Origin of the sequence: Oceaniovalibus sp. ACAM 378, assembly GCF_008085915.1 — a bacterium.
In the GTDB taxonomy this organism is placed as follows: Bacteria; Pseudomonadota; Alphaproteobacteria; order Rhodobacterales; family Rhodobacteraceae; genus Oceaniglobus.
On sequence record NZ_VSJK01000006.1, the window covers coordinates 133,761 to 146,563 of the forward strand.

13 protein-coding genes are annotated in these 12,803 nt (G+C 60.8%); 8 read left to right on the forward strand and 5 right to left on the reverse strand.

What is annotated here, in order from left to right:
• Nucleotides 1-5 precede the first annotated feature (5 nt).
• The 6 genes from FQ320_RS09495 (at nt 6) to FQ320_RS09520 (ending at nt 8,167) form a co-directional block, all read left to right on the forward strand.
• The gene (locus tag FQ320_RS09495) at nt 6-1,493 is read left to right on the forward strand and encodes an FAD-binding oxidoreductase (protein ID WP_148471578.1); all 1,488 of its coding nucleotides are present in this window, start codon (nt 6-8) and stop codon (nt 1,491-1,493) included.
• A 391-nt stretch (nt 1,494-1,884) separates the two neighbouring features.
• Nucleotides 1,885-2,805, forward strand: a complete 921-nt coding sequence (gene trxA / locus FQ320_RS09500) for a thioredoxin (RefSeq protein ID WP_148471580.1) — start codon at nt 1,885-1,887, stop codon at nt 2,803-2,805.
• Between the two features lie 40 nt (nt 2,806-2,845).
• Complete coding sequence (locus tag FQ320_RS09505; RefSeq protein ID WP_148471582.1) at nt 2,846-3,490, forward strand: LON peptidase substrate-binding domain-containing protein; 645 nt, start codon at nt 2,846-2,848, stop codon at nt 3,488-3,490.
• Nucleotides 3,487-3,666, forward strand: a complete 180-nt coding sequence (locus FQ320_RS09510; protein WP_148471583.1) for a Trm112 family protein — start codon at nt 3,487-3,489, stop codon at nt 3,664-3,666. Before FQ320_RS09505 ends, FQ320_RS09510 begins: the two co-directional genes overlap by 4 nt.
• Nucleotides 3,667-3,901: 235 nt before the next feature.
• The gene (locus FQ320_RS09515) at nt 3,902-5,080 is read left to right on the forward strand and encodes an aminotransferase class I/II-fold pyridoxal phosphate-dependent enzyme (RefSeq protein ID WP_148471893.1); all 1,179 of its coding nucleotides are present in this window, start codon (nt 3,902-3,904) and stop codon (nt 5,078-5,080) included.
• Nucleotides 5,081-5,092: 12 nt separating this feature from the next.
• Nucleotides 5,093-8,167 carry a DNA translocase FtsK gene (locus FQ320_RS09520; protein WP_148471585.1) on the forward strand — a complete coding sequence of 1,025 codons (3,075 nt, stop codon included), beginning with the start codon at nt 5,093-5,095 and terminating at the stop codon, nt 8,165-8,167.
• Nucleotides 8,168-8,232: 65 nt separating this feature from the next.
• On the opposite strand, the gene dps is transcribed toward FQ320_RS09520, so the two are convergent.
• On the reverse strand, nt 8,233-8,712 hold the full coding sequence (gene dps / locus FQ320_RS09525; RefSeq protein WP_148471587.1) for a DNA starvation/stationary phase protection protein Dps: 480 nt from the start codon (nt 8,710-8,712) through the stop codon (nt 8,233-8,235).
• Nucleotides 8,713-8,950: 238 nt separating this feature from the next.
• On the opposite strand from dps, the gene FQ320_RS09530 reads away from it, so the two are divergent.
• On the forward strand, nt 8,951-9,568 hold the full coding sequence (locus FQ320_RS09530; RefSeq protein ID WP_148471589.1) for an outer membrane lipoprotein carrier protein LolA: 618 nt from the start codon (nt 8,951-8,953) through the stop codon (nt 9,566-9,568).
• Nucleotides 9,569-9,619: 51 nt separating this feature from the next.
• Here the strand turns inward: FQ320_RS09530 and FQ320_RS09535 are convergent, their stop codons facing one another.
• The gene (locus tag FQ320_RS09535; protein ID WP_148471591.1) at nt 9,620-10,204 is read right to left on the reverse strand and encodes a transglycosylase SLT domain-containing protein; all 585 of its coding nucleotides are present in this window, start codon (nt 10,202-10,204) and stop codon (nt 9,620-9,622) included.
• 445 nt (nt 10,205-10,649) lie between these two features.
• On the opposite strand from FQ320_RS09535, the gene hspQ reads away from it, so the two are divergent.
• Nucleotides 10,650-10,976, forward strand: coding sequence for a heat shock protein HspQ (gene hspQ, locus FQ320_RS09545; protein WP_148471895.1), 327 nt, complete (start codon nt 10,650-10,652; stop codon nt 10,974-10,976).
• A 55-nt stretch (nt 10,977-11,031) separates the two neighbouring features.
• Here the strand turns inward: hspQ and FQ320_RS09550 are convergent, their stop codons facing one another.
• From FQ320_RS09550 to FQ320_RS09560, 3 genes are all read right to left on the reverse strand, one after another.
• Entirely contained in the window at nt 11,032-11,424 is a 393-nt protein-coding gene (locus tag FQ320_RS09550; protein ID WP_148471593.1) for a rhodanese-like domain-containing protein, read from the reverse strand.
• Nucleotides 11,425-11,930: 506 nt separating this feature from the next.
• Nucleotides 11,931-12,431 carry an ATP-binding protein gene (locus tag FQ320_RS09555; RefSeq protein ID WP_187393846.1) on the reverse strand — a complete coding sequence of 167 codons (501 nt, stop codon included), beginning with the start codon at nt 12,429-12,431 and terminating at the stop codon, nt 11,931-11,933.
• Nucleotides 12,421-12,795, reverse strand: a complete 375-nt coding sequence (locus tag FQ320_RS09560; RefSeq protein WP_148471597.1) for an STAS domain-containing protein — start codon at nt 12,793-12,795, stop codon at nt 12,421-12,423. The genes FQ320_RS09555 and FQ320_RS09560 overlap by 11 nt, the downstream gene beginning before the upstream one ends.
• Nucleotides 12,796-12,803 lie beyond the last annotated feature (8 nt).

Sequence of the window (12,803 nt, forward strand, 5' to 3'; positions counted from 1 at the left end):
GTGGTATGTGGAAACTGACACGACGGGCGGCATTGCTGGGCGCTGGCGCGGCGCTCGGCGTTTGGGGTGCCGGACGGTTCGGCCCCAGCCTGCCGTCCTTGGCGGGCAATGCGATGGTTCTGCCCACGGGGTCTGACAGCACGCTGAACGATGCCAGCCGGCTGTCGGAAACGCCGATCCACCGCCATATCACCCTGTCCGAAGACGTGGGCGAGGCGCTGGTGAACAAGCTGCGCGGCGAGCTTGAGGATGCAAAGGCAGGCAACCGCCCCGTCGCCCTGTCCGCCGCGCGGCACTCCCTGGGCGGTCAGTCGATCCCCCGCGACGGTCATGCGATCACCTGCGACAACGGATTTGTCGAACCCGACACGGCGAACGCCACCTTTCGCGTCCACGCTGGTGCGCGCTGGAGTCAGGTGATCGCCGCGCTGGACCCGCTTGGGTTTTCGCCCAAGGTGATGCAAAGCAATCGCGATTTCGGTGTCGGGGCCACGTTTTGCGTCAACGCCCATGGCTGGCCCGCACCCAACGGCCCGATGGGCAGCACGGTGCGCGAATTTCGCATGGTCACCCATGATGGCGACTGGATCACCTGTTCGCGCCGCGAGAATGCGGCACTCTTCGCCATGACCATGGGGGGGTATGGCCTGATCGGTCTGATCACTGACCTGACGTTGGACATGACCCCGAACCGGCGTCTGAACCCGAAGTTTGTCAAACTGCGAAGTACCGATCTGGGCACCGCCTTCGCCGCCGCGTTGGAGGATCCTGTGGTCGAAATGGCCTATGGTCGGCTGAACGTCGACCGCGACAGGTTTTTCGAGGACGGCCTGCTGGCCACCTATCGCCCCGACGCGGATCAAAGCGATCTGCCCCCGGTCACCGGCTCGGGCAGGCTTGCCGGGATGTCGCGTGATATCTTCCGCGCACAGCTTGGCAATGAAGCGGTCAAGCGCGGACGATGGTTCGTCGAATCCAACCTCGGCCCCTTGGTTGGCGGAGGTGCGACGACACGGAACAGCCTGCTCAACGAACCTGTTGTCACGTTGGATGCCCGCGTTTCCGACCGGACCGACATCTTGCAAGAATACTTCATCGCGCCCGACCGGTTCGCCGATTTCGTTCTTTTATGCCAGCAGGTTATCCCCGAATCCTATCAAGAGCTCTTGAACATCACGCTGCGCTATGTCGCCGCCGATACCGAAAGCTGGCTGTCCTATGCTCCCGAGCCGCGCATCGCCGCCGTCATGTTGTTTTCGCAAGAGATGACGGCGCGGGGTGAATCCGATATGGCCCGCATGACCCAAGCGCTGATCGAAGGTGTCATCAATATCGCAGGGACATATTACCTGCCCTATCGGTTGCATGCCACGCAGGATCAGTTCACCCGCGCCTATCCCCGTGCGGCCGAGTTCGCAGCGGCGAAACGGCGGATCGATCCCGACCTAAGGTTCCGCAACGCGCTGTGGGACAGCTACATGAAGGATCTCTGAGCCTACCGTGACACTTCTGTGACGGCGATTGCGGGCGTCGCGGTCTTTCCGGCTGTTGCCTTCGGCGCCAGCTCTTCCGCAGAACTGGCGATAACGGCGCCGTACGACGACGGGCTGGCCATCCGCCCGGGCTCTACCGGGACTATTGCGGCTCTGCTGCTTGATGTCTCGGGCGTCCCTGTGAGCTGCCCGACGGCACGAGGATCATGTGACGTTAAAGAATGCCGGCCCCGATTTCGTGGTGCGGTCCAATGCCGCAGGGGTGTGGCTGGTGCTGCCTGCGGGTCTGAACATGTGTCTGGCGCTGCCAAAAACGCGCTGAACCTTGCAACGCGAGCCTGTTTACGCCATCTGATAGAGCAGTACCGCGCAGGCAAAAAGGACCGCCCCCATGCTGGAATTCGGCCAGACCCCCCAGACCCCACCAGCCGCCGACCTGATCAAGGACGCGACCGAGGCCACATTCATGGCCGACGTGATCGAGGCCAGCAAGACCGTGCCAGTGATCGTCGATTTCTGGGCCCCATGGTGCGGGCCGTGCAAGACGCTTGGCCCGATGCTGGAAAAGGCAGTGACCGCCGCCAAAGGTGCGGTCAAGATGGTCAAGGTGAACGTCGATGGGGCGCAGGCCATCGCGGCACAACTGCAGATCCAGTCGATTCCCACGGTTTTCGCGTTCTTCAACGGCCAGCCGGTCGACGGGTTTCAGGGTGCGGTGCCGCAATCGGAACTGGATGCCTTCGTGCAGCGGGTGATCGCAGCGGGCGGCGGGCAGGCCCCCGACGACGGGCTTGACGAGGCGCTGCAAGCGGCGGAGGAAATGCTGGAGGAGGGCGCGGTCACCGACGCCGTTCAGACCTTTGCCGCCATTCTGGGCGAAGACCCGTTGAACCCGCGCGCCTATGCCGGGATGGTGCGCTGCCACCTCGCCACGGGCGATCTGGATCAGGCCGAGGCGGTCCTGAACGGTGCCGATGTATCGATCAGCCATGCGCCGGAACTTGAGGCTGTCCATGCCCAGTTGCAACTGGCGCGTCAGGCCGCCAACACTGGCCCGCTGGACGAACTGGGCGCCGCGGTCCAGGCCGATCCGGACAATCATCAGGCGCGGTTCGATCTTGCGATCGCGCTGCATGCCAATGGTGATGTGCAGGGCGCGGTCGATCATTTGCTTGACCTGTTCCGGCGCGATCGCGAGTGGAATGATGCAGCTGCAAAAACACAGCTTTTCACGATTTTTGATGCCTTGCCGGCGAAAGATCCCATCGTCCTGACCGGACGGCGCAAGCTTTCGTCGATGATATTCGTCTGAGGGGGTTTGCCGGGGCGGGACTGCGACCTATCTAAGAGCCATGTTGCCATTCAAAGATCTCCCCCCGACGATTCCCGTGTTTCCTTTGCCGGGCGCTCTTTTGCTGCCCCGTGCGAACCTGCCGCTGCACATCTTCGAGCCGCGGTATCTGGCGATGCTGGACGATGCATTGAAAACCCCCGGGCGGCTGATCGGAATGATCCAGCCGCGCGAGGTGCCCGGATCGGACGAACGCCGGTTGCATGCCATCGGTTGTGCCGGGCGGATCACCGGATTTTCCGAAACCGAGGACGGGCGGTATATGATCACGCTGTCTGGCCTCTCGCGGTTCCGCGTCCTGCGCGAGGTCACGGGATTTGAACCCTATTCACGCTGTGATGTGTCATGGGATGGGTTTTCGCGGGATCTGGGCCCGGTCGAACATGACTCGGCGTTCGACCGGACAGAGTTTCTGGATCTGCTGGGCCGGTTCTTCGATGCAGAAGACCTGAAAACCGATTGGGAATCTCTGCATGAGGCCGAGGACGAACTTCTGATCAACTCGCTGTCCATGCTGTGTCCGTTCGAACCGGAGGACAAGCAAGCCCTGCTTGAAGCGCCGTCTCTGTCGACCCGGCGCGAAACTCTGGTCACGCTGATCGAATTTGCCCTGCGCAAAGGCGATTCCGTCGAGATCATGCAATGACCCCACCTGCCTATGATCGCCGGATGCTGGAATCCCTGGTCTGCCCGCAGACGCGTGCGCCCTTGAGTTTTGATGCCGTGCGTATGGAACTTGTCAGCAAGGCGGCCCATCTGGCCTATCCAATCCGGGGCGGTATCCCGGTGATGTTGGTCGATGAGGCCCGATCGCTGGACTGATCGGGCGGGGTTGCAAATTTTCGTCGAAAATTTGGGCCTTCGGCGAGAGTATTTTCACAAGGAGAAACCGGGTGGCGACGGCTGACGGGGATTGTTGACGCCAACCAGCCCCTGACCGGAAAGCCACACCCACCGATACAAACTGTGGAAATGTCGGGGCTTTTTGTGGACCATGGCTTGGTCACTGGGCTATCCTCGGGATCAAAGGGGCGAAACGACCCCGTTCGAGGCACTGATGCAGTTTCCCCAGAGGTTTTCGAACCTGCCTGAGTATGCGTTCCCGCGTCTGCGGCGATTGCTCGACGCCCATGCGCCGGGCGGCGACGTCGTGCATATGTCGATTGGCGAGCCGAAACACGCTTTTCCGGCTTGGATCACCGATATCATCACCCAGAATGCTGCCGGATTCGGACAGTATCCACCGAATGACGGCACGCCGGAACTTTTGGCCGCCATGGCCGCCTGGGTTGAACGGCGCTATGGTGTCACGCTTGACTCCGAGCGCGAGATCATGGCGCTGAACGGCACCCGCGAGGGATTGTTCAACAGCGCCATTGCCCTGTGTCCCGAAGAAAAGCGCGGGCGGCCGGTCGTGCTGACGCCAAACCCGTTTTATCAGGTCTATGCCGTCGCCGCGCTGGCCGTCGGGGCCGAGCCTGTCTATGTTCCGGCCACTGCTGCGACCGGTTTTCTTCCTGATTATGGCGCGCTGCCGGCAGAGGTGCTGAACCGCACCGCCATCGCCTATGTCTGTTCGCCTGCCAATCCGCAGGGCGCCGTGGCCGATGCGGCATACTGGCGTGCGTTGATCACGCTGGCTGAGCGGTATGATTTTCGGATCTTTGCCGACGAGTGTTATTGCGAGATCTATCGCGATGCCGCCCCAGTTGGCGCGATCGAGGTGGCCCGCGCGATGGGCGCTGATCCCGAACGTGTGGTGATTTTTCATTCGCTTTCCAAACGCTCGAACCTGCCGGGGCTGCGGGCCGGGTTTGTCGCCAGCGGGCCACAGAACATTGACCGGCTGCGGCAGTTGCGCGCCTATTCCGGGGCGCCGATACCGTTGCCCTTGCAACGGGCGGCCGAAGCGGTGTGGAACGACGAGGCGCATGTCACCGCGTCGCGCGCGATCTATCAAACCAAGTTCGACATTGCGGACCGGGTCTTTGCGGGCATCCAGGGGTGCGGCGCGCCCGAAGCGGGTTTCTTTCTGTGGCTTCCGGTGGAAGACGGAGAAGCGGCGGCCCTCAAGATCTGGCGCGAAACCGGCGTGCGGGTCTTGCCGGGGGCCTATCTTTCGCGCGACGTGAACGGTGACAACCCCGGACGGGGATATATAAGAGTGGCCCTTGTGGCGGAACAACAAGAGATGCAGGGCGGGCTGGAACGGCTTCGCGATTGCATCTTCACCTGAGGACGAGAATCCATGGCGTATCAGACCAGACAGCGCGATCCGCTTTTTGATAGCGACACCCAAGCGGTGCTGGAGCGGCGTGGCAAGGAACTGCTTGGGCTGATCCTGATCGCGTTGGGACTTGCAACAACGCTTATGCTTGGGACGGCGGTGCCTGACGATCCCAGCTGGTTCTCGGTTACTCAGGAACCTGCGCAGAATCTGCTGGGTCGGTTTGGCGCGTCGGTTTCGGCACCACTGTTAAACATCGTCGGCTGGGGTGCTTGGGGGTTTCCCGTGGTGTTCTTTGCCTGGGGGCTGCGGTTCATGGCCCATATGGGCGAAGATCGCGCGACGGCGCGGTTGATCTTTGCGCCTTTGGCCATCGCTTTGGCCGCTGTTTACGCGTCGACACACGAACCGCCTGCGGGTTGGACCAACTATTTCGGGCTGGGCGGGTTGTTCGGCGACACGATTCTGGGTGCCGTTCTTGGGGTTGTCCCGGTCAAGGCAACATTCGGGTTGAAACTGACCGCGCTGATCGTGGCCGGCGGTATGCTCGCCATGGGTCTTTTCGCGCTGGGCTTTACCCGCAGCGAGTTGCAACTGGTCGTCAGATTCCTGGTCCGGTCGGTCTTGCAGTGCTATGACATGACGATGAATTCACTTGGCCGGGGGGCTGTCGGTCTGGGCAAGGGTGCCGCGACAGGGTTCAAGGCAGCGCAGGTGGCGGGCCATGGTATGGCCGCCCGCCGCGCCCAGTCCAAGGCAGAAGCCGCCGAGACGGCCCGTCTTCAGGCCGAGGCTGATATGGCATGGGAACAGCCGGAAACACCGCGCCGCACCCCGGTTCTGCGTGCGGACCCGCGTGGCGATTTCCGCGCCGAACGAAGCTCTGAGCCGAGGTTCGACCCCGATACCGCGCCACAGTATGTCGCCGCGCCCTATATGATGGACGATTCGTATGACTCCATGGCCCCCGCAGTTGCCCCGGCGGCACGCGCATCGCTGCTCGACCGGTTGCCGTCGCTGTTCCGACGCCCGGCTCCGGCAGATGCACCTGTGGTCGATGAGCAGGTATACCCCGATCTGGCGCCGATGCCCGAGGGCGACGACCGGATCAAGGCCAAGATTGCCGATGTGATCAAGTCGCGGGTACGTGCGCGCCCGTTCATGGCCTCTGTCGGCCCCGGTGGACGGGCCGAACCGCCGGTTCTCCGCGCCCGGCATCCGCGCGGGCCGCAACCGATGGTTCTGAATACCAAACCGGCCCCAACGGACGAAATGTTGCCTGCCGAGCCGCCGCTTCAGGCAGCATCGGTCGTTTCGCGGGTTGCGCCTGCCGCCCCGAATCTTGCTGATACACGGGTGCCTGCGCCCGTCTATCACGCCGAATATGATGACGACGACGATGACGAGATCATCATGCCGGAATGCGAATTGGTGGCCGCCACGCCCATGGTGCCCCCGGTGTTCCGCAGCGCGCAGGCGGAATCGGCGAAAAGCGTCGTGCAACACGCGCCGAAAAAAGCGCTCGTGCCCAGCAGACAGGCGCAGGCCGAGGCGCAGCCTGCGTTGCAGTTCGAGGAAAAATATGCGGCATACGAACGCCCGCCGTTGAGCCTGCTGAGCAGTCCGGACACGATCACCCGCCACCACTTGAGCGACGAGGCGCTTGAGGAAAATGCGCGGATGCTGGAATCGGTGCTGGACGATTACGGGGTCAAGGGCGAGATCGTGTCGGTCCGTCCCGGCCCTGTCGTGACAATGTACGAATTGGAGCCGGCTCCGGGCCTTAAAGCGTCGCGGGTGATCGGCCTGTCGGACGATATCGCCCGGTCGATGTCGGCGCTTTCGGCGCGTGTCTCGACCGTGCCGGGGCGCAGTGTGATCGGGATCGAATTGCCCAACGTGAACCGCGAGATGTGCGTGTTGCGCGAAATTCTGGCCTCACGCGATTTCGGCGATTCGCAGATGCGCCTGCCGCTGGCTCTGGGCAAGGATATCGGCGGCGATCCGGTGGTCGCGAACCTCGCCAAGATGCCCCACCTGCTGATCGCGGGCACCACGGGGTCGGGTAAATCGGTCGCCATCAACACGATGATCCTCAGCCTGCTCTACAAGCTGACACCGGAAGAATGCCGGATGATCATGATCGACCCCAAAATGCTGGAACTGTCGGTCTATGACGGCATCCCGCACCTTCTGTCGCCTGTCGTGACCGACCCGAAAAAGGCGGTCGTTGCCCTGAAATGGACAGTGGGCGAGATGGAGGAGCGATATCGCAAGATGTCGAAGATGGGTGTGCGCAACATCGAAGGCTATAATGGTCGCGTCCGCGAGGCGCTGTCCAAAGGTGAGATGTTCAGCCGTACGGTGCAGACTGGATTCGACGATAATACCGGCGAACCGGTGTTTGAAACCGAAGAGATCCAGCCCGAGATCCTGCCCTTCATTGTCGTCATCGTCGACGAAATGGCCGACCTGATGATGGTCGCGGGGAAAGAGATCGAGGCATGTATTCAGCGCCTTGCACAGATGGCGCGGGCTTCGGGCATTCACCTGATCATGGCGACACAGCGCCCCTCGGTCGACGTGATCACCGGCACGATCAAGGCGAACTTCCCGACGCGGATTTCGTTTCAGGTGACGTCGAAGATCGATTCGCGCACCATTCTGGGTGAGATGGGCGCCGAACAACTGCTTGGTATGGGCGACATGCTGTATATGGCGGGTGGATCGAAAATCGTCCGCGTGCACGGGCCGTTCTGTTCGGATGAAGAGGTCGAAGAAATCGTCAACTTCCTCAAGGGGTTCGGGCCACCGGAATATATGTCCGGTGTGGTCGAAGGCCCGGACGAATCGACGGAATCTAACATCGACGCGGTTCTGGGTCTTGGCAACGGTGACGGCGAAGACGCGCTGTATGATCAGGCGGTCAGTATCGTGATCAGGGACCGCAAGTGTTCGACCAGCTATATTCAGCGCAAGCTGGGGATCGGCTATAACAAAGCCGCCCGTCTGGTCGAACAGATGGAGGACGAAGGCGTCGTCTCGTCCGCCAACCATGTGGGCAAACGCGAAATACTGGTGCCCGAGCAACATTAAGCCAAGCCGATCCCCCGGGTGCGGCACCCGGGGGATTATTCTGTGGCGCAGTCCTGAGTTGCGGCTCAGATCGGGGCGTTCGACCCAATGAACCAAGCGTCCTTGTCGATCTGGCGCGACACCTCGGTAAACAGATCTTCGGTATCCGCATCGCCCGCGTCAGACGCTTCTTCGATCGCTTCACGCACCGCTTCGCCCACTTTCAGGAAACGATCCTTCAGGGCGGCGACATGATCGGCGATATTTTCGATTTCCAGCGGATAGGCGTCGAGCGTTGATTTCTCTGCCGCTTCTTCGACCGTACCGCGGGCATGGCCACCAAGGATCACCGCGCGTTCGGCCATCAGGTCGGCCCCTTCACGCAGACGATCGGCCACCTGATCCAGCAATTCGTGAACGCCGATATATCCTGGACCCTTCAGGTTCCAATGGGCTTGCTTGACCGCCAGCGTTAGCGCGACGGTGTCAGCCAAGCGGGCGTTCAGCAGATCAATCATCTTGTGGCGGGTCTGATCGTTCAGTCCGGAAACAAAAGCTTCGGGCATGGTCGTTCCTTTCGTGTCTGGTTCAGCGCGGTCGCACAGGGCTTTCGTGTCTGGCGCGGCGCGGCCGCACAGGGCCGTCTGGCCGTTTCACCAGTTCAATTCGCTGGCGGTGCCAAAGGTTCCCGCAAAGATTCAGGATCACATTGCAGTGCGCCGTGGCGCGAAACTTCGCCGGGTGACTTGGCGATCTGGCGCGCGGCACCCTATATAGACGTCAGAGCGAGAAGCGAGGAATGCAATGTTCACCCGACGCACTTTTATTGCCGGCGCCAGCGCGGCATCGGTCCTTGCCCTGATGGGCGCCCCGGCGCAGGCGGCGAAGCTTTCGCTGAACGAGTTGTCTGCCTATCTGAACCGGTTGCAGACCGCGCAGTCGGATTTTACCCAGATCAACGATGACGGTACGATTTCGACGGGCCGGATCTATATCAAACGGCCAGGCCGGTGCCGGTTCGACTATAATCCACCAGAAAAAACGCTAGTCATGGTGGGTGGCGGGCAAGTGGCGATCTTTGACGCCAAATCCAATGCGATCGAACCCGAGCAATATCCGCTGAGTCGCACGCCGCTGAATATCATCCTTGAAAAGAACGTCGATTTCGCCCGCCGGGACATGGTGGTCGGCCACCGCGAAGACGGTCCGAAAACCGTCGTGGTGGCTCAGGACCCGGCAAACCCCGACTATGGCAAGATCGAATTGGTGTTTACCGGCAACCCCGTGCAGTTGCGGCAGTGGATTATCACCGACGGGGCAGGGTCGCGCACCACGGTCATCCTGGGCGAGCTGAAGACCGGCGGAAACCTGTCGTCGACGCTGTTCAACATCCCCTACGAAGTCGGACAGCGCAAAGGCTGAGACGTCTTGCGTTCTACAGAAATTTTTCAGGTAGAACGCAAAACACTTTGATCATGCCCGCCCGCAGGACCGCAGCTGCACGTCATAACTGACGGCGCGGCTGCCCACGTCTCCGGCGACGCGAATCAACCAGGGCTTGGCATTGTAGCTTTCGCGCGAATATCCGGTGCGCCCTTCGTGATAGGCCAGATACTGATTGCGCGCGTCGGTCTTGGCGATGCCAAGGCGACGGTTGCTTTCGTGCATGTACCAGCCCATGAAATCGGTCGCGTCGTCGATATCATCACGCTTGGCGCGGCCATTGCTCTGCTGGTCGCGATACTCGTCCCATGTGGCGTCCAGCGCCTGAGAATAGCCATAAGCGCTGGATTGCCGCCCCATCGGAATGATGCCCAGCGCGTATTTATGCGGCGTACGCGCATTTCCGATGAATTTGGATTCCTGATAGATGGTCGCCATCTGGACGGCGATGGGGATGCCCCACTTCCGTTCTGCCTTGCGCATCGCGCTCAGGTATTTCGGCCGCTGGTCGACGACCGAACAGGCGTTATCAAGGTTGCGCGGTGCTGAATAATCGCGGCTGCCGCAGCTTGCCACGAAAACCAGCAAAATCAGTGCGCGAAGACGTCTGCTCATCTGCCTCTCGCTTTTTTCTTTTGTTTCTTGCACTTTTCCAACCAACCTAACTGAAAGGCCCGCTGGGGTGAAATGAAAAACCCGGTGCGTCACATCACAAACGCAAGTGTGACCGGAAGCGCGATCACTGCCCTCAGGGTCGAGACCACGACCAGCCCGGCCACGGCATCAGAATCGGCGCCATATTTCCGGCCAGCAGTTCACTGGTGACGGCACCTAGCGTTTCCACCTGAAGGACAAGCACCGCAAATGCAACAGGGGCAGGGCGAACCACCGCCCGATGATCCAATCTGCGCCGACATATGGCCGCAAGAATAGAGACCGGCGCGACGATCTCGGCCACTGTCAAAATCAGGTTCACAGACTGTTTCTCCGAATCTTTGGCAGTTCGATGGACAACATCACTCGGAATCGACTAGTCAGGGACCGTCAGGGGGACAAGCCGATGTTGAAATCCAGAGCCAAGTATCACCTTGGACAGGTGGTGCGCCACCGTAAGCACCCGTTTCGCGGGGTTGTTTTTGATGTTGATGCGATGTTTGCGAATACCGAAGAATGGTATGATTCCATCCCCGAGGAAAGCCGGCCTTCGCGGGACCAGCCGTTTTATCATCTGCTGGCCGAAAATGACCAAAGCTATTACGTGGCTTATGTTTCGGAACAGAATCTTGTCGCCGATTATTCAGGCGAGCCGGTAGGCCACCCCGACCTGCCGGATCTGTTCTGTGATTTTCAGGACGGTTCGTACCGCCCTGATTTTCAGATGAACTGAAGCGCGACCCGCCCAGCGTGCCGGGCGGGTCCTTCATACTATCGTCAACGCGGGTTCACTTGTCTGCGGTTTTCAATGGGGCGCCAGCCTCTTTCCAACCTTTGAACCCGCCTTCCAATTCGGCGACGTTGGTCATGCCCATGGTCTGTAGCGTCTGCGCGGACAGCGCCGAACGGGCCGCGCCAGCACACATCAGAATCAATGTCTTCTCGGTGGCCAACGCCTCTTTGTGATAAGGGCTGGCGGGGTCGACCCAGAATTCCAGCATGCCGCGCGGGGCGTGAAACGCGTCGGGTACTCGGCCTTCACGATCCAATTCTCGCGGGTCGCGGATGTCGACCAACAGGGCCGTGCCCGCATCGATCTGCGCGCGTGCATCGGCGACGGAAAGCGTGGTAATTTCCGCTTTGGCAGCTTTGACCATATCGGCGACGGGGGTGATGGGCATGTGTCGTTTCTCCTTTTCCGTGTCCAAGGGTGCAATCGTCCCTGCGCGCGTCCGACGCGCCGGACAGAAACATCTGAATGTCGACCCTGGCAGCCAGAGGGTGCGGTGTTGCGCGGATCCCGATGGCCACAATGACCGCTGAACGGTCAGGAAAGTGGATATCACCCATGCCCGTCCCCAGTGCTTTCGGCGGCAGGGTAGGACGGAGATCGGCGATTGAAAAGGGGGGGATCAAGACCTCGACGCCGCGCACTGGGTGGGGGCTGTTACACACGGCGCCGAGGGAAGCCTTAAGCAGCTACAATTCCTGTATCGCAGTAGCATTTGTTCGCGATGGGGAGGCATTGGGGCATTCTCGGGGCGATTGTTGATTAATGCAGAGTGGTCGGTCGCGAATGGCCAATTTGGTTCCGGGATGGTGCGTCAGTCGGACCTTTGGAGGCGCAGCGCCTATGCCTCATTGGTTGCGTCGCACCAGACTGTATCATCATGATTGACCCAGTAGCTCAGTTTGAAAGAACGGCCTGGCCCACGGCGATCTGAAAGCTGAGGATGTTGCGGTCCTGACGGCGGAAATAGGCCAGATCGCTGGTCAGTTTGCGGATCAGGAACCAGCCGAATCCCCCCTCGGGTTGCAGTTCACGAGGGCGGTTGGGGTTCGGCGGATATCCTGCGGGTAGGGTGCTGCTTGGCATTGCCGCGCCGTTGTCCAACACGCGGCAGATCAGACCCTGACCGGCTTGGCGCAAATGCAGTTCGATTATCCCGCCGCCTTCTTCGCGATAGGCGTGTTCGGCGACATTGTTCAGCACTTCGGCCAGCACCAGTTCGACAGTGCTTTTGTCATCGTCACAGAGTTTCATCGCACCGATGCCGGACATGACGCTGGCCAGAGCGGCGCGCACGTTGGCCTTTGCGCTGAGAAAGGTCAGCCGCAGCTCGACAGTGTTGCCGTTATCGGTCGTCTGGGTCATGTCCACCTGACCCGAAGTCAGTTCAGCACGCATGGGCACGCCCTGCCGATGGCGCAATTTCCAACGTGCTGCCCGATAAGGCGACGGCGATATTTGCATGAATGGTGAATATGCTGTCCATCCGGGTGAGTTTGAACACTTTTTCCACGGCTGGATTCAGCCCGGCGAGTTCCAGTTTCCGGCGGTTGCCAAGCTGTTTCATCGCGCCGATCAAAGCGCCCAAACCGCTTGAGTCAAGAAAGCGGACCTGTTCCAGGTTCAGGATCACCCGATCCGGGCCATCAGAGGTCAGATCGCGCATCGCATCCTTGAAGTCGAGCGCGATGGCCGCATCCATGCGGTCTTCCCGTACCGTAACAACCATAAGATTCTCGTCGCTGGCCGTATCCAGTTGCATTCGAATTC